We start from the raw sequence: 23,223 nt of genomic DNA on the forward strand, positions 1-23,223 counted from the left end.
CCTCACGGACGCTTGGCGAGGCCGGGGATCCGCCGCTTCTTGCCGCCGTAGCCCGGCAGCGCGGAGACCTCACGGGTGGTGCGGTAGCGGGACAGGGTGCCCAGGCCCGAGTCGTTGCCGTCCTCGGACTCGGTGATCACCGGGGCGCCGTCGAAGCGACGGGCCAGGGCCATCACGGCGGGCACCACGAAGGGGGCCAGCAGCACGTCGTAGAGGAGCGCGCTGAGCACCAGGCCGGTGAGGCCGACGTGCCGGGCGGCGGTGTCACCGACCAGGGCGCCGACCATCGCGTACAGCAGGGTGGAGGCCACCGCCGCGACCGCGACCACCAGCAGCGCGCTGAGCGACGAGCGCTGCCGGCTGCCCTCGGGGCGCAGCAGGCCGGCCGCGTAGCCGAGCAGGCAGAGCACCAGGGCGTACCGGCCGATGGCGTGGTCGGAGGGCGGGGCCAGGTCGGCCAGCAGGCCGGCCGCGAAGCCGATCAGCGAGCCGCTGGTCGGTCCGTAGACCAGGGCCAGGCCGATCACCACCAGGAGCATCAGGTCCGGGGTGGCGCCGGGCAGTTGGAGCCGGCCCAGCACGCTGACCTGGATCACCAGGGCCAGTAGCAGCAGGACGGCGGGAAGCAGGATCCGGTTGATCCGCACGGTCAGTTCCCCCCTGCGGTCGGGTTGGCGGGCTGGGCCGGCGGCAGCACGGCGTCGCGCGGGTCGGTGCGCGGCGGCACGACCACCACGCCGACCAGGTCGAGGCGGGTGAACTGCACGTACGGCTCCACCAGCACGGTCTTGGTGAGCTGGCCGGGGGTGGCCTCGACCTCGACCACCTTGCCGACCGGGACGCCGGGCACGAACGGGCGCCCGCTCTGCGAGCCGAAGGTGACCAGCCGGTCCCCGGCCTTGACCTGGGCCTTGCCGTTGAGCAGCGAGACCTTCATCGGGCCGGTGCCCTGGCCGTTGGCGAAGCCGATCTCGCCGCTGCCCTCCAGCCGGGTGCCGGCGCTGAAGCCGGGGTCGGAGGCGAGCAGCACGGTGGCGGTGGTGGGCGCGATGGTGGTGATCCGGCCGACCAGGCCCTGACCGTTGATCACGGTCATGTCCCGGGTCAGGCCGTCGTCGCTGCCGGCGTCGATGGTGATGGTCCAGGAGAACGCCTGGGCGGCGCCGATCGCGATCACCTGGGCGGCCTTGACGGTGTATCCGCCGTTGCCCGCCGTGCGCAGCAGTTCGTCCAGCTGCTTGGTGCGCCCGGAGGCGGTGTCGGAGGAGGCGACCCGCTGGCGCAGGTCGGTGTTCTCCCGGGTGATCTGGTCCAACCGGGCCTGGTGGGTGCCGGCGTCCCGGACCGCGCGGACGGTGCCGGCGACCGGGTCGACGGCGCCGGCGGCGGCCCGCTCGACCGGGCCGAGCGCGCTCGCGGCGACCCGCCGGGCACCGCTGAGCGGAGAGCTCTCACCGCCCTTGATGTCCACGGTGATCAGCGCGAACGCGACGGCCACCAGCAGGACGAGCAGTAGTCGGCTCTCTCGTGTGTCCCTCACGGTGCGGGAGCTGCCCTTCGGTGTCGGGCCCCCGGCCGCTGTGGACGGCTGAGGGCCCTTCAGTTGACGTGTCTTCTTGCCTGACTGACGCCGTGCCCGGTCTGACTAACGACGGGGCTGCGCGTCCAGTACCTGCTGGAGCGCCTCGAACTCCTCGACGCACTTGCCCGAGCCGAGCGCGACCGAGTCCAGCGGGTTCTCCGCGATGTGGATCGGCATGCCGGTCTCCCGGCGCAGCCGCTCGTCCATCCCGCGCAGCAGCGCACCGCCGCCGGTCAGCACGATCCCCCGGTCCATCACGTCGCCCGCCAGCTCCGGCGGGCACTGGTCCAGGGTGGTCTTCACAGCGTCGATGATGGAGTTGACCGGCTCGTCGATGGCCTCGCGGACCTCGGCGGCGGAGATCACCACGGTCTTCGGCAGACCGCTGACCAGGTCGCGGCCACGGATCTCGGCGTGCTCGTCCTTCTCGCCCTCCAGGGCGAAGGCCGAGCCGATGCTCATCTTGATCTGTTCGGCGCTGCGCTCACCGAGGAGGAGGCTGTACTCCTTCTTGATGTGCTGGACGATCGCGTTGTCCAGCTCGTCCCCGGCGACCCGGATGGACTGCGCGGTGACGATCCCGCCGAGCGAGATCACCGCCACCTCGGTGGTGCCACCACCGATGTCCACCACCATGTTCCCGGTGGCCTCGTGCACCGGGAGGCCGGCGCCGATGGCCGCCGCCATCGGCTCCTCGATGATGTGCACCTGGCGCGCGCCGGCCTGGGCGCTGGCCTCGATCACGGCGCGGCGCTCCACTCCGGTGATGCCGGAGGGCACGCAGACCACGACGCGCGGGCGGGCCAGGTAGCGGCGGCGGTGGATCTTCAGGATGAAGTACCGCAGCATCCGCTCGGTGATCTCGAAGTCGGCGATCACGCCGTCCTTGAGGGGCCGGATGGCGACGATGTTGCCCGGCGTGCGGCCGATCATCTTCTTGGCCTCGGAGCCGACCGCGAGGATGCCGCCGGTGTTGGTGTTCACGGCCACCACGGAGGGCTCGTTGAGGACGATGCCCTTGCCCCGGACGTACACCAGCGTGTTGGCCGTGCCGAGGTCGATCGCCATGTCACGGCCGATGAACGACAGGTTGTTGCCCATGGGGTGTGTGGTGCCTTCCCGAGCTCGGATGCAGATGGCGGGGAGATGCGCGGCGGAGGACGGCCGACGGCCGTACCGGGCCCGCGAGTTGTGCTCCATCGTAGCCACGCCGGTCGCTGCGGACCCGGTCGGTCCGTGACGGCGGCGGGCTGCCAGGTCCCGGCCATTCTCCGGCGCCCCGGGGGCATCTCCGAGGATTGGGACGCCGTGTCGGAGCTCCGAGTTCCGTATTTGAGGATCAAACGCCGATATTCACCCGCCCGGTCCCGGGGCCGCCGGGACCGGGCGGGTGATGACCTCCCGTCAGGCGTGCGACGGGAAGAAGATCTTGATCTCGCGCTCGGCCGACGCCTCGGAGTCGGAGGCGTGGATCAGGTTCTCGCGGGTGATGGTCGCGAAGTCGCCGCGGATCGTCCCCGGGCCCGCCTGCAGCGGGTCGGTCGCCCCGGCCAGGGCGCGCACGCCCGGGATCACGTTCTCGCCCGAGACGATCAGGGCGATCGACGGACCCGAGGTCATGAACTCCAGCAGCGGCTCGTAGAAGGGGCGGCCGACGTGCTCGGCGTAGTGCTCCTCCAACGTGGCGCGGTCGAAGGTCCGCAGCTCGACGGCGGCCAGCTGCCAGCCGGCCTTGCGCTCGATCCGGCTGATGATCTCGCCGGCCAGGCCGCGCTTGACGGCGTCGGGCTTGAGCAGGACGAGAGTGCGCTGCGACACGGTAACGGCTCCTGGGGACTAGGCGTCGGTCAGTCAAGAGGCTACCGTGCGCACACCTGTGCCCCGTCCGGCCCGTCAGCCGGCCGGCAGCCGGACCGACTCGCCCGGGCGCAGCGGTGCGCCGAGCTCGGTGCAGGGGATCTCCACCGGACTGCCGACGACCCTCCCCGCCTCCCGGTGCACGGTCTCCCGGTAGCAGAGCGCCACCGATCCGGGTGCGAAGGCGAGCGCGCCACCGACCGGCCGGGTCAGCTCGTAACTGAACTCCACCCGGGTACCGGCCTCCCGGCCGGTGCTGTAGGTCACGTCGAGGCCTTCGGCCAGCTTCCGCAGTACCTCCCCGTCCACCGGTCCGGCCCCGGCCGCGGTGAGCAGCCGTTCGCCGAAGGCGGCCGCGTCCTGCCGCAGGTCCGCCTCGACCTCGCGCCGGTACCGCTCGGCCTCCTGCTCGGACCGGTGGTGCGGCAGCCAGACCAGCAGCACGCCGGCCAGGCCCACCACCGCGACCACCAGTGTGACGATCCGTCCAGCTCTCATGACTCCCCCTCGGGTGGTGCCGGGGGCGGTGCCCGGCAGGACACCGCCCCCGGCTGGAAGGCCCGGGCTGCTACGAGACCGCTCCCGTGAGCGCGTTCTGGAGGGCCAGGGCGTAGCGTCCCGTGCCCGGGTTGTTCGGATGGTACGACTCCATGCTCGGGCAGAGCGGGATCCCGGGGCAGGAGAAGTCCCCGGGACCGGTCGGCGCCGCGACGAGGTCGTTGATGCCGGGGGTCGCGTCACAGACCCGGTACCCCTCGAACTCGCTGTCGGCCCACCGGAAGGTGATGCGGTTCTTCGCCGTCGCGTTCGCGACCGCGCGGACCTGCTCGTCCTTCATGAACACCGCCCAGTCGTTGATCTTCTGCTGCTCCAGGTTCCCCATGACGGTGCAGCCGATGTTGGCGGCCGCGCTGTTGAACAGCCGGGGGTAGCCGAGCAGGACTATCCGGGCCTCGGGTGCCTCGGCGGCGATCCGGTCCAGGAGGCTGGTGAGCTTGGGGACCAGGGCAGAGATCTTCCCGCGCACCGTGGCGTCCGACGGGCATCCCTTCGTCGGGTCGCCGCAGGCGGCGACGATCGGCCCGAAGTCGGCGTCGTTGCCGCCGATCGTCAGGGCCACCAGCGTGGTGCTCGGGTCCACGAACCCCGAGGCCAGCTGGGGCATTTCGTGGTGCTGTCCGAGGCGGCCCCATTCACTGGCACCCGCTGTGCCGACGTTGAAGGTGTAGGCACCCGAGCAGGCCACAGACTGGAAGTCGAGACTGCTGTCGAACGAGTCCGCCAGGCTGCCGATGCTCACGGTCCGCCCCGGGAGCACCGTCTTGCGAGCCCAGGAGTTCTGGCTGCGCCGACAGGCGTTCCACGACCGCGCGGTGGACTGCTGGGTCGGGATGCTCGCGTACGGACCGACGTCCGTGCCGGCCGCGTAGGGCTTCGCGCCCTCGCCCGAGGCGTACGAGTCCCCGAGCTGGACGACGACGTCCTTCGGCTTGCCCGGGAGCGGAGTGAAGGCGACCGCGTCCCAGGCGACGTCCTCGTCCCCGGTGCCGTCCGCCGTCACGCTGCCGAGCCGGACCCGGGGCACGCCGTCCACCTCGAAGACCCCGAGCGAGACCCAGCCGTTGGCCAGGCGCACCTGGTTGACGTAGCGGTCCTTGAGGAAGAGCCCGCTCCCGGTGTCGATCTCGTACTTCGCCTGCTGGGTCTGCGCACCGTGGTCCGGGAGGTGCACCAGGATCCGGGTCCACCCCTTGCGGGCTTGGTTCAGGCTCCAGGTGCCGGTCATCTCGTGGATGCCGCCGCGGGCGTCGCGCTCCCGGGTGTGGGTGAAGTAGAAGTGCCCGCCGAAGCCCGCACCGAGTTGGTGCAGGTCGATCTTCGACGCGTACGTCCCGTTGGCGTCGGGGCTGAAGTCCATGGTGAACCGGCCCGCGTTGGTCCAGGGCCGCCCGCAGTTCGGCCGGACGGACGGGGTGCCGTCGGGCACGTCGTCGACCACCAGGGAGCCGGCCGGCAGGGAGTTGTAGCCCGAAGCCGAGGCGGTGAGCGAACAGTTCGGCGGGTAGGCCGTGCCGTCCGCCTCCTCCGGGTAGGTGGAATTGAACCGGATCAACTCGTTGCCGCAGCTGTACGCGCAGTCGGTCTTCCAGGTGACGGACTTGTGCCACCAGCACTTGGAGTCGGCCCGGCCGCACGGCCCGGCCGAGGGCAGCTGGTTGCTGGCACCGTCACTGATCTTGTCCGGGTAGCACTGGTTCTCCATCGGCTCGCAGAACAGGCTCTCCGGCGGCTTGACGGCCCGTCGGTTCGCCTTCGAGGTCCCGGGCGCGTACGGATCGCTGGGGTTGTCGACGCCGTTCCACCAGGCGGTCCGGAACGAACCGACCATCACCCCCGGGGACTCCAGGGCGGAGAAGCCGTGGGCGGCGAAGCCCAGGACCTTCTCGGGGTAGGGCCAGTTCTGCGGCCGGGCCGCGTCCGAGGGAGAAGCGTCCAGGAACGATCCGCGTCCGGCGTCCCAGATCGGGTTGGCCGGGTTGTTGACCCAGCCCAGGCCCCACGGTTCACCGCCCGGGAACTGCGGGTTGAAACCGGTGTTGTAGGCCCAGAGCGCGAAGAACCAGTTCTCCAGCTTCGACGGGTCACCGTTGTTGACGGTGAGTCCGGCGGCCCGGGTCTCGTTCCACTTGCTCTGCAGGATGGTCAGACCGACCGCGATGTTCGCGGTGTAGTCGAGGGCGACCGGGCGCTGGATGCTCTCGTAGTCCCAGGCCGTCCCGCCCTTGCCACCCTCCCGGCCGGCCATCCGCATGTGGTCGGTGACCTGGGTGACGCCGTACCCGCAGTCGGCCTTGGCCCAGTCCACCACCCAGTCGTCGGCGGGGTTCTCGTTGTACACGTCCACGCCGTAGAAGTTGCCGATCAGCGGGTTCGCCGTCACGCCGGGGACGGCGGACCTGGCGGCCTGCCAGAGGTTCGACTCCTGGGCGGCCACGCCGAGCAGGATCTGCGCGGGCACCCGGCCTCCTCCCTCCAGCGGCAGGGAGCTCACCAGGCTCTGCGGCTTGTAGGCGGGCATCCCGAGGTTCTTCCAGTTGGCCGGGCGCTGGACCTTGGCGTCCAGGTTGCCGGTCACCGCCTGGTCGACGGCCCACTCCACCTGCCGGGGCTTGGGCTGCATCGCCTGGTTGCGCGGGTCGTTGCGCGGTACCGAGCAGATCCGCTCGGCCTCGACCGGGTTGGCCGGGTCACCCTGCGCGAGTGCGCCGAGCGCCGGGCGGACCGCAGAGCGGGAGGCCGCCTGCCCGTCGGCCGACCGGACCCCCTCGGGTGCCACGACGCCCTCGGGCAGGGCCGGGGAGCCGGCCGAGCCCTCGGCCGCGTGGTCGCTCACCCGGGCGGTCGGGTCGACCGTGAAGCCGATGTCCTTACCCGTGTCCACCAGCCGCAGGTCCACAGCGGCGGGCCGGACGGCCGACAGGGGCGCGTCACCCGACGGGCGGGAGTCCTGCCCGTCGGCCCACGCGGTGTGCCGCACCACGGCGCGCCCCTCGGTGGAGACCTCCGCGTCACCGGGCAGGTCGGGGAGGAGTGAGACGCCGTCAGGGAGGTTGCGGCCGCTCCCCTTCGGCCTGCCGACCACGTACACCTGGTCGCCGCCACGGCTCAGGCCCAGCTCCGTGCGCTTGCCCTCGGCCACCCGCCGCGGGGCGACCGGATGACCGGCCGCGCGGTCGAGGGCCCGACCCGGGAGGTGCTCGGCCGTGGCCCCGTCGCTGCCCTTGCGCTCCAGGTAGGTGAGCCCGCCGTCGCGGCCGGGGGTGAGGTAGTACGGCACCGAGGCGGCCTCGGCCAGGGTGGTCCGTCCGCCGCCGGCCGTCAGCCTGACGATCCGGGCCCCGTCGGCCGCCGCGATGCCGCCGCCCCGGAGCGGGACGGCGGAGGTGAGCTGGCCCTTCACCGCGATCGGCTCGGCCGACCGGCCGGTGGTGGTGTCCAGCTCCAGCAGCCTGGTCTCGCCGAACTCGGCGCCCCGGCTCTGGGTCAGGACCGCCTTCTCGTCCGCGCCGCAGCCCGGGTTGAAGTGCGCCAGTGTGGTGGTGAACGGCAGCTTGGTGACCTGACCGCCCGTCAGGTCGACCACGGCGACGAAGCCGCCCCGTCCGAGCAGCTCCGGCTCGTTGGTGAAGGTGCGGGGAGCGTAGACCACGACGGCCCGCTCCCCCGACCCGGTGACGCAGGCGTTGCCTATCCACTGGTCGGCCTCGAAACCCGGCTCGGAGAGCGAGGCGGCGGTGCGCCACGCGTAGCCGTCCCGACGGTCGGCCACCAGCAGGTGCAGGCCCTCCGCGTCCCCCGACACCGTCCAGGCCCGGTCCTTCGACGTGGTCCAGTCGCTGCCCAGCAGCGCGCTCCGCTGCCCTTCCGGCACCTCGGCGGGGGCCGGCGGCGCGGAGGACGGGGCGGGTGCCGGAGCCGGCGCAGCCCGGGCCGGCGCGATGCCGAGTGGCAGCAGCGTGCCCAGCATCGTGGTCAGCAGGACGCCGGTGAGCCGACGTCCGATCGGACGTGTTCTGTGCACGCGATCCCCCAGAAGTATGCGAACAGGTTTTGCCGAAGAGGATTCAACACCCTGGCGAAAGCCGTGAACAGATACTCGTGGAAAAAATTCAAAGAGAGAATCGCATGCATATCACTATGGCGTGGACTGGCGTCTGATAATGGCATAAGAGTGGACAAGAACCCTTGGGAGCACTGGGCCGTGGGTACTCGCCCCGTACATGGAGAGTGAATTCGAAAAGAAAATCGGCCCTGCCCTGCGGACGAGTCCGCAGGGCAGGGCCGTCGTTCGCGGAGGTCAGGCCGCCGCCGCGCGGGCCGCCTTGATCTCGTCGATCTTGCGGCCGTAGTGCACCGAGCACCACCAGAGGCCGGCGAAGACCACGCCGAGGCCGAACATGATGGGCAGCACGAAGCCGCTCAGGATCAGACCCACCTGGAGGGCCCATCCGACCGCCACCGCGCCCGGGCGGGTGATCGCGCCGCAGAGCAGCACGCAGAGCAGCATGGCGATGCCGCTGACCGTCCAGACGGTGGCGGTGCCGACATCGGAGAGCTGCATCGCGACCAGCGCCGCGAACATGATCAGCAGGGCCTCGCCGATCAGGGTGGAGGAGCAGAGCGTCCGCACGTCACTTCCTCCCGAACAGGATCCGGGCCTCGCCGATGGTGATCACCGAGCCGGTGACGATGACTCCGGCGCCGCCGAGGTCCTCTTCCTCGGCCGCGGTGATGGCCGCCTCGATCGCGTCGTCGAGGCGCGGCTCGACCCGGACCCGGTCCTCACCGAAGACCTCGACCGCGATGGCGGCCAACTGGTCGACGGGGGTGGCCCGGTGGGTGGAGTTCTCGGTGATGACCACCTCGGCCAGGATCGGCTCGAAGGCCTCCAGGAAGCCGGCCGCGTCCTTGTCCCCGCTGGTGGCGATCACGCCGACCAGCTTGGAGAAGCCGAAGGACTCGCGGATCGCCTCCACGCTGGCCTGCGCGCCGTGCGGGTTGTGCGCGGCGTCCAGGATGACGGTGGGGCTGCGCCGGATGACCTCCAGGCGGCCCGGCGAGGAGACGCCGGAGAAGCCCTGGCGGACCTTGTCGATGTCCAGGCGGTCGCCGCCCGACTTGCCGCCGACGCCGAAGAAGGCCTCGACCGCGCAGAGCGCGAGCGCCGCGTTGTGCGCCTGGTAGGCGCCGTGCAGCGGGATGAAGACGTCCTCGTACTCGGCCCCGCCGAGCCCACGGAGCGTCACCACCTGCCCGCCGACGGCCACCTCACGGCGGATCACCCCGAACTCCATGCCCTCGCGGGCCACCGTGGCGTCCACCTCGACGGCCCGGCGCAGGATCGCCTCGGCGGCGTCCAGCGGCTGCTGGGAGACCACGGCCAGGCCGCCGGTCTTGATGATGCCGGCCTTCTGCTCGCCGATCTCGCCGGTGGTGTTGCCCAGGCGGTCGGTGTGGTCCAGGCCGATCGGGGTGATGACGGAGACGGCGGCGTCGATGACGTTGGTGGCGTCCCAGGTGCCGCCCATGCCGACCTCGACCACGGCCACGTCGATCGGGGCGTCGGCGAAGGCCGCGTAGGCCATCGCGGTGAGCACCTCGAAGAAGGACATCGCGATCGGCTGCTGCTCGTCGACCATCGCGACGTAGGGCTCGATGTCCCGGTAGGTCTCGATGAACTTCTCGACGCTGATCGGGGCGCCGTCCAGGCTGATCCGCTCGGTCACCGACTCGACGTGCGGGCTGGTGTAGCGGCCGGTGCGCAGCTCGAAGGTGTTGAGCAGCTGCTCGATCATCCGGGCGGTGGAGGTCTTGCCGTTGGTCCCGGTGATGTGGATCGACGGATAGGCCCGCTGGGGCTGCCCGAGGATGTCCATCAGCGCCCGGATCCGGTCGAGCGAGGGCTCGATCTTGTTCTCCGGCCAGCGCTTGGAGAGGGCGGTCTCGATCTCGCGCAGCTCACCGTGGGTGTCGGCGGCGTCCGGGTTGCCGGGGCGGATCGTGTACGGGTTCTGCGGGGCCTTGTCGCTCACGCGGACAGTGTACGGAGCCGACCGTCGGTCCCGGGCCGGACGGTCCTTGGTCCCGGGTTCACCCGGTGACAACAGTCACTTCACGGACATTTACGGAAAATCCATGGTTAAAGTATCAATCGATGGCAATCAAGGGTGATCTCCATCGAATCGATGGCCCACCTGCCCTTGGAGCCTCTCCTTGGACTTCCTGCACGCCTACTTCGCCGCACACCAGGCGCGGGTGCTGTGGATCGCGCACGCGCTCTCCCTGCTCCTGCTCGCCTACATGGTCCTGGTGTTCGGCCGGTTCCTGCTCTACTGGGCCGGCTCCGCGCACTCCTTCCGGCGCAACCGCCCGGCCGAGCCCGGCGATCCGGACGCCTTCGCCTGGCACCTGGTGATCCCCTGCCGGGACGAGGAGGCCGTGGTCCGGCAGACCCTGGACGGGCTGCGCCGCAGTGCTCCCGAGGCGCACCTGTGGGTGGTGGACGACGACAGCGAGGACCGCACCCGCGAACTGGTGCTGGCCGCCGCCGAACTGGACCCGCGCATCCACCTGGTGCAGCGCCGCCGGCCGCAGGCCCGGATCGGCAAGGGCGCCGCCCTGAACGCCGCCTACCGGGAGATCACCGCCCGACTGCCCGAGGGCACCGACCGCACCCGCGTGGTGCTCGGCGTGGTGGACGCGGACGGTGAACTGGAGCCCGGCGCACTGGCGATGGTCTCCACCGGGAAGGCGATGGGGCGTCAGGACACCGGCGCGGTGCAGATCGGCGTCCGGATGCGCAACGCCGACGACGAGCGCCCGCTGCCCGACCGGGGCCGGCTCGCCAACGCCTTCGCCCGCTACCTGGTCCGGATGCAGGACGTCGAGTTCCAGGCCAGCAACGCCGGGATGCAGCTGCTGCGCCGCCGCACCGGCAGTGTCGGCCTGGGCGGGAACGGCCAGTTCGTCCGGCTGTCCGCGCTCGACGCGCTGGCCGCCGAGGGCGACGGGCGCAGCCCCTGGCCCGAGCGGGCACTGCTGGAGGACTACGAGTCCGGACTCGAACTCCGGCTGGCCGGCTACCGGTTGACCCACGTGCACGAGACCCGGGTGTCCCAGGAGGGGCTGGTCTCCGGCAAGCGCTTCCTCACCCAGCGGACCCGGTGGGCGCAGGGCAACATGCAGTGCCTGCGCTACACCTGGCGGGTGCTCAGGTCGCGGCACTACGGGCTCGGTGGCAAGGCCGAGGTGCTCTACACCTTCCTCCAGCCGGTGGTCGCGGTGCTGCTGGTGCTGCTCTTCCCGCTCTCGCTGGGCATCTCGCTGGCCACCCGGATCTTCTTCCCCGGCGACGCGCTGGCCTTCGAGGAGCGGTTCGGCCCGTGGATGGCGCTGGCCTTCCTGATCGCCGCGCTGCCGCTGGTGCTCTGGGGCCTGTCCTACCGCCGCACCGTGTACCCGGACCGGAGCCGGCTGACCGGCCTGCTCTGGGGCATCGGCCTCTGGCTGTACACGTACCACATCTTCCTGGTGGCCACCCGGGCCGCCGTCCGGCTGGTGCTCGGCCGCAACGGCTGGGCCAAGACCCGGCGCAACGCCGAGGCCACCGCCGTCGGCGCCCCCACCGCCCTCGAAGCCTGAACGGAACTCCCCGCGATGACCCCCTGCAAGCCCTCCCCCGGCCGGATCGCCGTCGTCCTGGGCACCCGCCCCGAGCTGGTCAAGCTGGCTCCGCTGATCCACGAACTCGGCCCGGCCGCCCGCCTGGTGCACACCGGACAGCACTGGGACGAGGCGATGTCCGGTCGGTTCCTGCGCGAACTCGACCTGCCCGAGCCGGAGTTGCTCACCGGCGTGGGCGGCCGGCCGCGGGCCGGCCAGGTGGCCGCCGCGCTGGCCCAGCTGGAGAGCTCGTTCACCGCCGAGCGCCCCGGCGCGGTGGTGGTGCAGGGCGACACCAACGCCACCCTGGCCGGAGCGCTGGCCGCCAACGCGCTGGGCATCCCGCTGGTGCACGTCGAGGCCGGGCTGCGCAGCCGCGACCGGGCCATGCCGGAGGAGCACAACCGGGTGATGGTCGATCACATCGCCGACCTGCTCTGCGCCGCCACCCCGGAGAACGCCGCCAACCTGCGGGCCGAGTCGGTCACCGGCGAGGCGATCGAGCTGACCGGGAACACCGTGGTCGAGGTGGTGGAGCGTCAGCTCCCGCCCGCCGCCGAGCGGGCCGCCCTGCTGGCCCGCTACGGGCTGGCCGAGGACTCCTACGTGCTGGCCACCGTGCACCGGCCGGAGAACACCGACACCGCCGGGGCGCTCGGCGCGGTGCTCACCGAGCTGGACCGGATCGCCGCGGCCGGCACCGCCGTGCTCTTCCCGATGCACCCGCGGACCCGGGCCGCCGTGGAGCGCTTCGGCCTCGGCGCCCTGCTGGCCCGGCTGACCGTCACCGAGCCGGTCGGCTACGGCGACTTCCTCGGCCTGGCCCGGCACGCCGCCCTGCTGGTCTCCGACTCGGGCGGGGTGCAGGAGGAGTGCACCGTGCTCAAGCGCCCGCTGCTGGTGGTCCGCCGCTCCACCGAACGCCCGGAGGCGGTGGACGCCGGCTTCGCCGCCCTGGTGGCACCCGGCCCGGAGCTCGGCACGCTGGCCGCCGCCTGGCTCGCCGACACCCCCGCGCGACTGGCCCGGCTGGCCGCCACCCCCAGCCCGTACGGCGACGGTCTGGCCAGCGAGCGGATCGCCAAGCTGACGCTCGCGCTGGCCGGGCCCTTGACAGCCTGAGTGGTCTACTCCACCGTGTGTGCCAAGTCACTGGTCCAGACCGGTACGTGACCGTACTGACTCCCTGCACTGCTCCGCACCATCCTCACTCCCCCACACGGAGATGGCATGCGCGCACGAAGCACGGTGAACGCGTTCCTGGTCGCCCTGGTGGCCACCGCCCTGGCCCTGGTGGGCCTGCTGCTGAACACGGCAGGGGCGGTGGCCGCACCCGGCGACGTGGAACTGATCGAGAACGGCAATCTGGAGAGCGGGAACCACGTCGCCCCGTGGACCTGTTCCAACAGTTCGGGCCAGCCGGACTCCACCGGCGGCCGGGGCTTCTCGCTCCGCGTCACCCCCACCGCGAGCGACAACGGCAAGTGCACCACGGCGGTCGCCGTCAAGCCCAACTCCACCTACGCGCTGAGCGCCTGGGTGAACGGGCCGTACGTCTACCTCGGCGTGGAGGGCGGCGCCACCGCCTCCACCTGGACCAGCAGCACCAGTTGGACGAAGCTCAGCACCACCTTCACCACCGGCGCCTCGACCTCCTCGATCACCGTCTACCTGCACGGCTGGTACGGCCAGAGCTCGTTCCTGATGGACGACATCTCGCTGATCGGCCCGGGCGATCCCAGGCCCACGCCCACCGTGACCACCCCGAAGCCCAGCACCTCGGCCAGCCCCAGCCCGTCGGCGAGCCCGAGCCCCAGCCCGAGCCCGAGTCCGAGTCCGTCGGCGAGCCCGAGCCCGTCCCCCACCGGCCCGCAGCCGCCCAACAAGCACCTGCTGACCGGCTACTGGCAGAACTTCGACAACACCGCCACGGTGCAGAAGATCAGTGACGTGCCGGCCGCCTACGACATCATCGCGGTCTCCTTCGCCGACGCCACCGGCACGCCGGGCGGGATCAGCTTCACCCTGGACCCGGTGCTCTCCTCCCGTCTCGGCGGGTACACCGTCGCCCAGTTCAAGGCCGACATCGCCGCCAAGCGGGCGGCCGGCAAGAAGGTGATCGTCTCGGTCGGCGGGCAGAACGGCACGGTGGCGGTGAACAGTTCGTCCTCCGCGACCACCTTCGCCAACACCGCCGCCGCCGTCATCCAGGAGTACGGCTTCGACGGGATCGACATCGACCTGGAGAACGGGGTGAGCGCCACCTACATGGGCCAGGCGCTGCACGCGCTGGCCTCGAAGGTCGGCAGCGGCTTCGTGCTCACCATGGCGCCGCAGACCATCGACATGCAGTCCACCGGCGCGGAGTACTTCAAGCTGGCGCTGAACGTGAAGGACATCCTCACCATCGTCAACATGCAGTACTACAACTCCGGCGCGATGCTCGGCTGCGACGGCCAGGTCTACTCCCAGGGCACCGTCAACTTCCTCACCGCGCTGGCCTGCATCCAGCTCAAGGGCGGACTGGAGCCCCGGCAGGTCGGGCTCGGGGTGCCGGCCTCCACCAGTGCGGCGGGCGGCGGCTACGTCAGCCCGAGCGTGGTGACGGCCGCGCTGGACTGCCTGGCGAAGGGCACCAACTGCGGCAGCTACAAGCCGGACACCAAGTGGCCCGGCATCGGCGGCGCGATGACCTGGTCGACCAACTGGGACGCCAAGGCGGGCGGCGGCATCGCCACCACCGTCGGCAACCACCTGCACGCCATGCCGTAGCGGGCCGATCCGGCGTCAGGACCGGTGCGGGACGCCGGTCCCGGCGTCAGGACCGGTGCGGATGCCCGTCCCGGCGTCAGGACTGGCGCGGGATGCCGGTCCTGGCGCCGTGCCGGTGCCGCAGCTCGGTGACCACCTCGGCGAGCTCCCCCTCCGGGAGGAAGGGGAGCATCATCGCCACCGCCTGGAGCAGCCCGCCGAGCAGGAAGGTGGTGTCGGGGGTGGCGGCCACCAGGGCCCGGACGGCGACCACGTCGCCGGCGTCCAGCGCCTCCAACAGCTCGGCCACCCCGACGAGCTCCTCCTCGGTGTCCACCTCGGAGGTGTCCTCCGGGGCCCGCCGGGCCAGGGCCCGGAGCACCCGGTCGGCGACCTGCGGGGCGTAGGCCTTGCGGACCGCCTCGGCGGCGATCCACACCAGCAGGGTGGCCACCTCGCTCTCGGCGTTCTCCGTGAGCATCAGCTCCAGCTCGTGGTCGAAGGCGAGTTGGTTGCCGTGCCGGAACGCGAGCAGCAGGGTGGCCGCCCTGGCTTTCGCCTCGGTCACCTGCTCCGCCGGTAGTTCGTCGGCCAACTCCCTGGTCACCACCACGCCGTGCCCTCCCGTCAGTCGACTGCCTTCCCGGAACACCCACTTACCGTACACAGTCGAACTGCAAACACCCCTTAACCCGCGCGCAAAACAAGCAGACCCGATCGGCCTACGCCATTTAGGGAATTCGCTCCGACAGCCGCCGAAGCACTCAGGCGCTGACCGAGAAGGTGCGCCGCAACTCCTCGATCTCCTCGACGCACTTGCCGGAGCCGACCACCACGCAGTCCAGCGGACTCTCCGCCACCCGCACCGGCAGCCCGGTCTCCCGGGCGATCCGGCGGTCCAGGCCGCGCAGCAGCGCACCGCCGCCGGTGAGCACGATGCCCTGGCCCATCACGTCCCCGGCCAGCTCCGGCGGGCAGCGGTCCAGGGTGCGCTTCACCTCCGCGACGATCTCGCCGACCGGCTCCTCCACCGCCGCCAGCACCTGAGCCGCCGTCACCACGGCCGTCCGGGGCAGCCCGAGCACCGCGTCCCGGCCGCGCACCTCCATCTCGACCGCCCCGGCGGCCTCCGACTCGGCCGCGCCGATGGCCAGCTTGATCTCCTCGGCGGTGCGCTCGCCGATCAGCAGGCCGTGGTCCTTCTTCACCTGCTTGGCGATCACCTCGTCCAGCCGGTCGCCGGCCACCCGGAGGGAGCCGGCCGCCACCATGCCGCCCATCGAGACCACGGCGACCTCGGTGGTGCCGCCGCCGATGTCCACCACCATCGAGCCGGTCGGCTCCTGCACCGGCAGCCCCGCCCCGATCGCGGCGGCCATCGGCTCCTTGATCAGGTGCACCGAGCGGGCCCCGGCGCTGCTCACCGCCTCGATCACCGCCCGCCGCTCCACCCCGGTGATCCCGCTGGGCACGCAGACCACCACCCGGGGCTTGGCCCGGAACCAGCGGCCGGTGGCCCCGGTGGCCTTGGCCATCAGGTGCCGCAGCAGGTGCCGGGTGCCCTCGAAGTCGGCGATCACGCCGTCCTGGAGCGGCCGGGAGGCGACCACGTCCTCCGGCGTGCGGCCGAGGGTGCGCTTGGCCTCGGCGCCCACGCTGAGCACCTCGCCGGTCCGCCGGTCGACCGCGATCACCGAGGGCTCGTTCAGCACGATCCCCTTGCCCCGGACGTAGACCAGGGTGTTGGCCGTCCCGAGGTCGATCCCGATGTCCTGCCCGCGTCCCGCGCCACGCCCCTGCCGACTGCCCGTCATCGGTCGCCCGCCCTCTCGCATTTCGCACCCTTCGTGCACGTCCGCCAGCGACCAGCGTACGTGAGGGAATTCGGCCGAACGGGCTATTGTGCGGCCCGGAAATCCGACGGGGAATCAACTCCCTTTCCCGGGAACGGCCGAGGGCCGCACCCCCGTACGGAACGGGGGTGCGGCCCTCGGGCGGTGCGGCGTCAGCTCGCGGGGAGCGCCGCCAGCTGCGCGGTGATCCGGACGATGTCGGCCTCGGCGGTCTCCTGGCGGGCCTTGATCTTGGCGACCACCTCGTCCGGGGCCTTGGCCAGGAAGCCCTCGTTGCCGAGCTTGCCGGCGCACTGGGCCTTCTCCTTCTCGGCGGCGGCCAGGTCCTTGGCCAGGCGCTTGCGCTCGGCCGCCACGTCGATGGTGCCGGACAGGTCCAGCGCCACGGTGGCCCCGGCGACCGGGAGCGAGGCGGTGGCCGCGAAGCCCTCGCCCGGCACGGTCAGCCGCAGCAGCGAGCGGATCGCGTCCTCGTGCACCGACAGCACGGTACCGGCCAGCTCCAGCTGGGCCGGGACCTTCTGGGCGGGCTGCAGGCCCTGGTCCGAGCGGAACCGGCGGACCTCGGTGACCACCTGCTGGAGGGTGGCGATCTCCGACTCGGCCGCCGCGTCGCGGTAGCCGCTGTCCTTCGGCCACTCGGTGACCACCAGGGACTCGGCGCCGGTCAGCGTGGTCCACAGGGTGTCGGTGACGAACGGCACGACCGGGTGCAGCAGACGCAGCGTCACGTCCAGCACCTCACCGAGCACCCGGCGCGCGGCGTCGGCCTGCGCGCCGCCCTTGGCCAGGGTGGTCTTGGAGAGCTCGACGTACCAGTCGAAGACCTCGTCCCAGGCGAAGTGGTAGAGGGTGTCCGAGACCTTGGCGAACTCGTAGTCGTCGTACAGCGCGTCGACCTCGGCCACGGTGGCGTTCAGCCGGGACAGGATCCACCGGTCCACGGCCGTCAGCTCCTCCGGCGCGGGCAGCGGGCCCTCGACGGTGGCGCCGTTCATCAGCGCGAAGCGGGTGGCGTTCCAGATCTTGTTGCAGAAGTTCCGGGAGCCCTTGACCCAGTCCTCGCCGATCGGCACGTCGGCGCCGGGGTTGGCGCCGCGGGCCAGGGTGAAGCGGACCGCGTCGGCGCCGTAGGCGTCCATCCAGTCCAGCGGGTCGACGGCGGTGCCGGAGGACTTCGACATCTTCTTGCCGAACTCGTCGCGGACCAGGCCGGTCAGCGCGATGGTGTGGAACGGCGCCTGACCGTCCATCGCGTACAGGCCGAACATCATCATCCGGGCGACCCAGAAGAAGATGATGTCGTGGCCGGTCAGCAGCACGTCGGTCGGGTAGAACTTCTCCAGGTCCGGGGTCTGCTCCGGCCAGCCGAGCGTGGAGAACGGCCACAGGCCGGAGGAGAACCAGGTGTCCAGGACGTCCGGGTCCTGGTGCCAGCCCTCGCCGGCGGGCGGCTGCTCGTCCGGGCCGACGCAGACGACCTCGCCGTCCGGGCCGTACCAGACCGGGATGCGGTGACCCCACCAGAGCTGGCGCGAGATGCACCAGTCGTACATGTTGTCGACCCAGTCGAAGTAGCGGCGCTCCATCTCCTTGGGGTGGATCTGCACCCGCCCGTCCCGGACCGCGTCGCCGGCCGCCCGGGCCAGCGGCTCGACCTTGACCCACCACTGGAGGGACAGCCGCGGCTCGACGATGGTGTGGCAGCGCGAGCAGTGGCCGACCGAGTGGTCGTAGGGCCGCTTCTCGGCGACGATCCGGCCCTGCTCGCGCAGCGCGCCGACCACGGCCGAGCGGGCCTCCAGCCGGTCCAGGCCGAGGAACGGGCCGTGCACGGTGATGGCGCCGCGCTCGTCCATCACGGTCAGGTTCGGCAGGCCGTGCCGCTGGCCGATGGCGAAGTCGTTCGGGTCGTGCGCCGGGGTCACCTTGACGGCGCCGGTGCCGAACTCCGGGTCGACGTGCTCGTCGGCGACGACCGGGATCTCACGGTCCGTCAGCGGCAGCTTGATGGTGCGGCCGACCAGGTGGGCGTAGCGCTCGTCCTCCGGGTGGACGGCCACCGCGGTGTCGCCGAGCATCGTCTCGGCCCGGGTGGTGGCGACCACGATGGAGTCGTCACCGTCGCCGTAGCGGATCGAGACCAGCTCGCCGGGGACGTCCTCGTGCTCGACCTCGATGTCGGAGAGCGCGGTGAGGCAGCGCGGGCACCAGTTGATGATGCGCTCGGCCCGGTAGATCAGGCCGTCGTCGAAGAGCTTCTTGAAGATGGTCTGGACGGCCTGGGAGAGGCCCTCGTCCATGGTGAAGCGCTCGCGGGACCAGTCGACGCCGTCGCCGAGGCGGCGCATCTGGCCGAGGATCTTCCCGCCGTAGTTCCGCTTCCACTCCCAGACCTTCTCGACGAAGGCCTCGCGGCCCAGGTCGTGGCGGGAGAGACCGGACTCGGCGAGCTGCTGCTCCACCTTGTTCTGGGTGGCGATGCCGGCGTGGTCCATGCCGGGCAGCCAGAGCGCCTCGTAGCCCTGCATCCGCTTGCGGCGGGTCAGGGCGTCCATCAGGGTGTGCTGGAAGGCATGGCCCAGGTGCAGGGCACCCGTGACGTTCGGCGGCGGGATGACGATGGTGTAGGCGGGCTTGTCGCTCTTCGCGTCGGCGGTGAAGTAACCGCGCTCCACCCAGCGCTCGTACAGCTCGCCCTCTACCTCCGCCGGGGCGTAGGTCGTCGGGAGGGTGGCTGCGTTGTCCCCGTCGAAAGTGCCGGGGCGCTGGTTCGTGGTGTCGGTCACGACGCACAGTTTACGTAAACCTGAAGGCCCCCCACGACCGCCTTTCCGTCCGGCACCCGGACGGGGGTGGCGAACACCCATGCGGTACCGTGCCCTACTCACCGAAGGAACACCGCCGGGGGCGGTGCAGAGGGGGAACGCAGATGTACGGACCACCGCAGGACCAGCCGCAACAACCCTACGGCCAGCCTCCGCAGTTCGGCGCACCGCAGCCCCCGCCCGCCCCGTACGGCCAGCAGCCGCCGCCCGCCGGGTACGGCCAGCAGGCACCGCCGCCGCCCCCCGGCTACGGCTACCCCCAGGCGCCCCAACAGCAGCCCCCCGCACCGCAGTTCGGCGCGCCGCAGCCCCCGTACGGCCAGCCGCAACCGCAGCCGCAGGGCTACGGCTACCCGCAGCCCCAGCCGCAGCCGCCCTACGGCCAGCCCGGCTACGGCCAGCCACAGTTCGCCGGACCGCCGCAGGCCGCCCCGAAGAACAACACCCCGGGGATCGTGATCGGCGTGCTGGCGGGAGCGGTGGTGCTCACGGTCGGCGGCTACTTCGCCTGGCAGGCGGTCCAGGACGAGGGCGTCACGCAGACCACCGGCACCTCGATCGGCTCGGGCGGCTCCGGGGGTTCGAGCGGCTCCGGTGGCTCCGGCGGCTCCGCCAAGGGCGGGGAGGGCGGCAAGTTCAAGCTGGTCGCCCCGCCGACCCTGGGCGGCGGCTACCTGCTGAAGAGCAGCAAGGACACCCCGGCCGCCGGCGGTGGCGCCGCCACCTACGACGGCGGCCTGCTGGCGACGTACAACAAGGGCAAGGACGCGATGGACAGCATCACCGTCGCGGGCTCCTGGGGGAAGATCGACAACCCGCAGGCGATCGTCAAGCAGGTCAACACCCAGATGACCACCACCAGCCGGCTCACCTGGAAGACCCCGCTGGCCGAGGTGCCGGCCAACGACGCCAAGGACAGGTCCGGCCTGCTCTCCTGCGGCGTGGCCACCGCCAGCACGGTGGAGATCCCGATCTGCGTCTGGGTCAACCACTCCAGCTACGCCACCGTGACCTTCAGCAAGGTCAGCCTCGACGGCAACGCCACCGCCATCAGCCAGAGCGAGGCCGCCACCCAGACCCGCGCCCTCCGGGACGCCATGGTGGCCCCCAAGTAGGCCCGCACGCACGGCAGTACGCGGCGGCCCCCGTCCTCGGTGAGGACGGGGGCCGCCGCGTACTGGCCGGGAGGATCCGGCGTCAGGCGCTCTTGTCGCGCCGCTCGCGCTTGATCATGTCGCGCGGCACCAGGGTCGGGATGGCGTGCTTGGAGACCACGTCGCCGGTGACCACCACGCGGGCCACGTCCTGACGGGACGGCACCTCGTACATCACGGACATCAGCACCTCCTCCATGATGGCCCGCAGACCACGGGCACCGGTGCCGCGCAGGATCGCCTGGTCCGCGATGGCCTCCAGCGCGTCGCGGCTGAACTCCAGCTCCACGCCGTCGAGTTCGAAGAGCTTGCGGTACTGCTTGACCAGCGCGTTCTTCGGCTCGGTGAGGATCTGCAGCAGCGCCTCGCGGTCGAGGTTGTGCACGCTGGTGATCACCGGGAGGCGGCCGATGAACTCGGGGATCATGCCGAACTTGACCAAGTCCTCGGGCATCACCTGACGGAAGTGGTCACTGGCGTCCGACTCGCGCTTGGATCGGATCGTGGCCCCGAAGCCGATGCCCTTGGCGCCGGCCCGGCCCTCGATGATCCGCTCCAGGCCGGCGAACGCACCGCCGACGATGAACAGGACGTTGGTGGTGTCGATCTGGATGAACTCCTGGTGCGGGTGCTTGCGCCCGCCCTGCGGCGGCACGCTCGCGGTGGTGCCCTCCAGGATCTTCAGCAGGGCCTGCTGCACGCCCTCGCCGGAGACGTCCCGGGTGATCGACGGGTTCTCGCTCTTGCGGGCCACCTTGTCGATCTCGTCGATGTAGATGATCCCGGTCTCGGCCTTCTTGACGTCGTAGTCGGCCGCCTGGATGAGCTTCAGCAGGATGTTCTCGACGTCCTCGCCGACGTAGCCCGCCTCGGTCAGGGCGGTGGCGTCGGCGATCGCGAACGGCACGTTCAGCATCCGGGCCAGCGTCTGCGCCAGCAGGGTCTTGCCGGAGCCGGTCGGACCGAGCAGCAGGATGTTGGACTTGGCCAGCTCGATCGCGTCCTCGCGGCCGTTCCCACCGCTGCGCCCGGCCTCGCCGGCCTGGACGCGCTTGTAGTGGTTGTAGACCGCGACCGAGAGCGACTTCTTGGCGATGTCCTGGCCGACCACGTACTGGTCGAGGAACTCGTAGATCTCGCGGGGCTTCGGGAGCTCCTCGAAGCGCACCTCGGAGGTCTCGGCGAGCTCCTCCTCGATGATCTCGTTGCACAGGTCGATGCACTCGTCGCAGATGTACACGCCTGGCCCGGCGATGAGCTTCTTCACCTGCTTCTGGGACTTGCCGCAGAACGAGCACTTGAGCAGGTCGCCACCGTCTCCGATGCGTGCCACGAGGTGCTTCCCCTTCGCCAGGGGCCCCGCGGGGGTCCGGGGCCTGGTGCTGTGAGGCGATCGGGCCGCGCCGCGGCGGCCGGTCTCGCTAATCCGACGGTACTCTGCCGAGCCGGTAATTCCGCCGACTTCGACAGGTCTGCCGTACGCCCTGGGCGAATTGATACCGAACAGATGCCGTCGGAGGAAGGGGGCGGAGCACGGCGGCTCGCCGTGCTCCGTCCCCTGAGCCACAGGGGGCTCAGGAAGTCAGCGAGGACTTCCGGGTGGAGATGATCTGGTCGATCAGGCCGTACTCGAGGGCCTCCTCGGCCGTCAGGATCTTGTCCCGCTCGATGTCCTCGCGGACCTGCTCGACCGGCTTGTTGGAGTGCTTCGAGAGCATCTCCTCCAGCTGCTCGCGCATCCGGAAGATCTCCTTGGCCTGGATCTCCAGGTCGGAGACCTGGCCGCGGCCGGTCTCGGTGTACGGCTGGTGGATCAGGATGCGGGCGTTCGGCAGCGCCATCCGCTTGCCGGGGGTGCCGGCCGCCAGCAGCACGGCCGCCGCCGAGGCCGCCTGGCCCATGCAGACGGTGGTGATGTCGGGCTTCACGTACTGCATGGTGTCGTAGATCGCGGTGAGCGCGGTGAAGGAGCCGCCGGGCGAGTTGATGTACATCTGGATCTCGCGGTCCGGGTCCATCGACTCCAGGCAGAGCAGCTGCGCCATGATGTCGTTGGCCGAGACGTCGTCCACCTGGGAGCCGAGGAAGATGATGCGCTCCTCGAACAGCTTGGCGTACGGGTCGTACTCGCGGATGCCCTGCGAGGTGCGCTCGACGAAGCGCGGAACGATGTAACGGCCCTCGGCCCGGGGGGCGGTGAGCTCGGTGCGCGCGTTGTACATGGGGGGTCTGTCCTCCGAAGCGTGACGGTCGGTTGGGTCTGGCTGCCGGTGCCGGATCAGGCGCCGGTGCCGCCGCCGCCGGGAACGTCCGCGGCGCTGTGCATGATCGAGTCGATCAGGCCGTACTCCTTGGCCTCCTCCGGGGTGAACCAACGGTCCCGGTCGGAGTCCTGGGTGACCCGCTCGAAGGACTGGCCGCTGTGCTGCGCGATCAGCTCGGACATCCGCTTCTTGGTGCGGAGCAGCTGCTCGGCCTGGATCTTGATGTCGGTGGCCGAGCCGCCGAGGCCGGCCGAGGGCTGGTGCATCAGGATGTTGGCGTTCGGCAGCGAGAAGCGCTTGCCCTTGGCACCGGCCGTCAGCAGGAACTGGCCCATCGAGGCGGCCATGCCCATCGCGATGGTGACCACGTCGTTCTTGATGTACTGCATGGTGTCGTAGATCGCCATGCCCGCCGTGATCGAGCCGCCCGGCGAGTTGATGTACAGGTAGATGTCCTTCTCCGGGTCGGCGGCCAGGAGGAGGAGCTGGGCGGTGATCTTGTTGGCGATGTCGTCGTCGACCTGCTGGCCGAGGAAGATGATGCGCTCGTTGAGCAGCCGGTTGTAGACCTGGTCGCCCAGGCCGCCGAGCACGTCACCAGCGGCGGCGTGCGGCGCCATCAGGCCAGGCATCTGCATCTGCGGGAACGTCACTTAGCCACCTGCTCAGTCGAATTGTCGCTGTCTATGGACCCTAACGCGACGGCCCCGC

At 71.1% G+C, this 23,223-nt stretch carries 18 protein-coding genes; 4 read left to right on the forward strand and 14 right to left on the reverse strand.

The window, feature by feature from the left end; translation table 11 throughout:
- Positions 1-2: 2 nt before the first annotated feature.
- The 8 genes from mreD to ACIRBX_RS13895 all read right to left on the reverse strand — a co-directional run bounded on the left by mreD (position 3) and on the right by ACIRBX_RS13895 (position 9,999).
- The gene (gene mreD / locus ACIRBX_RS13860; protein ID WP_402296346.1) at positions 3-647 is read right to left on the reverse strand and encodes a rod shape-determining protein MreD; all 645 of its coding nucleotides are present in this window, start codon (positions 645-647) and stop codon (positions 3-5) included.
- Between the two features lie 2 nt (positions 648-649).
- Positions 650-1,540, reverse strand: coding sequence for a rod shape-determining protein MreC (gene mreC / locus ACIRBX_RS13865; RefSeq protein ID WP_402296347.1), 891 nt, complete (start codon positions 1,538-1,540; stop codon positions 650-652).
- 105 nt (positions 1,541-1,645) lie between these two features.
- Positions 1,646-2,671 (reverse strand): rod shape-determining protein, encoded by a 1,026-nt coding sequence (locus ACIRBX_RS13870; protein WP_345282492.1) that lies wholly within the window; start codon positions 2,669-2,671, stop codon positions 1,646-1,648.
- Positions 2,672-2,986: 315 nt separating this feature from the next.
- Positions 2,987-3,400 carry a nucleoside-diphosphate kinase gene (gene ndk / locus ACIRBX_RS13875; RefSeq protein ID WP_402296348.1) on the reverse strand — a complete coding sequence of 138 codons (414 nt, stop codon included), beginning with the start codon at positions 3,398-3,400 and terminating at the stop codon, positions 2,987-2,989.
- 75 nt (positions 3,401-3,475) lie between these two features.
- Entirely contained in the window at positions 3,476-3,937 is a 462-nt protein-coding gene (locus ACIRBX_RS13880; protein ID WP_402296350.1) for a hypothetical protein, read from the reverse strand.
- A gap of 70 nt (positions 3,938-4,007) precedes the next feature.
- Positions 4,008-8,021, reverse strand: a complete 4,014-nt coding sequence (locus tag ACIRBX_RS13885) for a hypothetical protein (protein WP_402296352.1) — start codon at positions 8,019-8,021, stop codon at positions 4,008-4,010.
- A 276-nt stretch (positions 8,022-8,297) separates the two neighbouring features.
- Positions 8,298-8,630 carry a DUF4233 domain-containing protein gene (locus ACIRBX_RS13890; RefSeq protein ID WP_402296354.1) on the reverse strand — a complete coding sequence of 111 codons (333 nt, stop codon included), beginning with the start codon at positions 8,628-8,630 and terminating at the stop codon, positions 8,298-8,300.
- Position 8,631: 1 nt separating this feature from the next.
- Positions 8,632-9,999 (reverse strand): bifunctional folylpolyglutamate synthase/dihydrofolate synthase, encoded by a 1,368-nt coding sequence (locus ACIRBX_RS13895; protein WP_402296485.1) that lies wholly within the window; start codon positions 9,997-9,999, stop codon positions 8,632-8,634.
- Between the two features lie 214 nt (positions 10,000-10,213).
- Here ACIRBX_RS13895 and ACIRBX_RS13900 point away from each other — a divergent pair, with 214 nt between their 5' ends.
- The 3 genes from ACIRBX_RS13900 (at position 10,214) to ACIRBX_RS13910 (ending at position 14,434) form a co-directional block, all read left to right on the forward strand.
- Positions 10,214-11,641: a glycosyltransferase family 2 protein gene (locus ACIRBX_RS13900; RefSeq protein ID WP_402296355.1), complete on the forward strand. Its 1,428-nt coding sequence runs from the start codon at positions 10,214-10,216 to the stop codon at positions 11,639-11,641.
- 15 nt (positions 11,642-11,656) lie between these two features.
- Entirely contained in the window at positions 11,657-12,784 is a 1,128-nt protein-coding gene (gene wecB, locus ACIRBX_RS13905; RefSeq protein ID WP_402296356.1) for a non-hydrolyzing UDP-N-acetylglucosamine 2-epimerase, read from the forward strand.
- A gap of 108 nt (positions 12,785-12,892) precedes the next feature.
- Positions 12,893-14,434, forward strand: coding sequence for a chitinase (locus ACIRBX_RS13910; protein WP_402296358.1), 1,542 nt, complete (start codon positions 12,893-12,895; stop codon positions 14,432-14,434).
- Positions 14,435-14,510: 76 nt separating this feature from the next.
- Here the strand turns inward: ACIRBX_RS13910 and ACIRBX_RS13915 are convergent, their stop codons facing one another.
- From ACIRBX_RS13915 to ACIRBX_RS13925, 3 genes are all read right to left on the reverse strand, one after another.
- Positions 14,511-15,065 carry a hypothetical protein gene (locus tag ACIRBX_RS13915; protein WP_402296360.1) on the reverse strand — a complete coding sequence of 185 codons (555 nt, stop codon included), beginning with the start codon at positions 15,063-15,065 and terminating at the stop codon, positions 14,511-14,513.
- A 112-nt stretch (positions 15,066-15,177) separates the two neighbouring features.
- Positions 15,178-16,227 (reverse strand): rod shape-determining protein, encoded by a 1,050-nt coding sequence (locus ACIRBX_RS13920; protein WP_402296362.1) that lies wholly within the window; start codon positions 16,225-16,227, stop codon positions 15,178-15,180.
- 191 nt (positions 16,228-16,418) lie between these two features.
- The gene (locus ACIRBX_RS13925) at positions 16,419-19,055 is read right to left on the reverse strand and encodes a valine--tRNA ligase (protein ID WP_402296363.1); all 2,637 of its coding nucleotides are present in this window, start codon (positions 19,053-19,055) and stop codon (positions 16,419-16,421) included.
- 143 nt (positions 19,056-19,198) lie between these two features.
- Between ACIRBX_RS13925 and ACIRBX_RS13930 the strand changes: the two genes are divergently transcribed.
- The gene (locus ACIRBX_RS13930) at positions 19,199-20,209 is read left to right on the forward strand and encodes a hypothetical protein (protein WP_402296365.1); all 1,011 of its coding nucleotides are present in this window, start codon (positions 19,199-19,201) and stop codon (positions 20,207-20,209) included.
- Positions 20,210-20,291: 82 nt separating this feature from the next.
- On the opposite strand, the gene clpX is transcribed toward ACIRBX_RS13930, so the two are convergent.
- The 3 genes from clpX to ACIRBX_RS13945 form a co-directional block, all read right to left on the reverse strand.
- On the reverse strand, positions 20,292-21,581 hold the full coding sequence (clpX, locus tag ACIRBX_RS13935; RefSeq protein ID WP_345289180.1) for an ATP-dependent Clp protease ATP-binding subunit ClpX: 1,290 nt from the start codon (positions 21,579-21,581) through the stop codon (positions 20,292-20,294).
- A gap of 241 nt (positions 21,582-21,822) precedes the next feature.
- A complete protein-coding gene (locus tag ACIRBX_RS13940; protein WP_402296367.1) occupies positions 21,823-22,470 on the reverse strand; it encodes an ATP-dependent Clp protease proteolytic subunit in 648 nt (215 codons plus the stop codon).
- Between the two features lie 56 nt (positions 22,471-22,526).
- The gene (locus ACIRBX_RS13945) at positions 22,527-23,144 is read right to left on the reverse strand and encodes an ATP-dependent Clp protease proteolytic subunit (protein ID WP_402296486.1); all 618 of its coding nucleotides are present in this window, start codon (positions 23,142-23,144) and stop codon (positions 22,527-22,529) included.
- Positions 23,145-23,223: the final 79 nt, after the last annotated feature.

Origin of the sequence: Kitasatospora sp. NPDC096147 (assembly GCF_044763225.1) — a bacterium.
GTDB lineage: Bacteria > Actinomycetota > Actinomycetes > Streptomycetales > Streptomycetaceae > Kitasatospora.

Coding starts and splice junctions, on each gene's coding strand:
- ACIRBX_RS13880 (WP_402296350.1), bottom strand. CDS start 3,937: ATGAGAGCTGGACGGATCGTCACACTGGTGGTCGCGGTGGTGGGCCTG.
- wecB (WP_402296356.1), top strand. CDS start 11,657: ATGACCCCCTGCAAGCCCTCCCCCGGCCGGATCGCCGTCGTCCTGGGC.
- ACIRBX_RS13910 (WP_402296358.1), top strand. CDS start 12,893: ATGCGCGCACGAAGCACGGTGAACGCGTTCCTGGTCGCCCTGGTGGCC.
- ACIRBX_RS13920 (WP_402296362.1), bottom strand. CDS start 16,227: ATGACGGGCAGTCGGCAGGGGCGTGGCGCGGGACGCGGGCAGGACATC.
- ACIRBX_RS13930 (WP_402296365.1), top strand. CDS start 19,199: ATGTACGGACCACCGCAGGACCAGCCGCAACAACCCTACGGCCAGCCT.
- ACIRBX_RS13940 (WP_402296367.1), bottom strand. CDS start 22,470: ATGTACAACGCGCGCACCGAGCTCACCGCCCCCCGGGCCGAGGGCCGT.
- ACIRBX_RS13945 (WP_402296486.1), bottom strand. CDS start 23,144: ATGCCTGGCCTGATGGCGCCGCACGCCGCCGCTGGTGACGTGCTCGGC.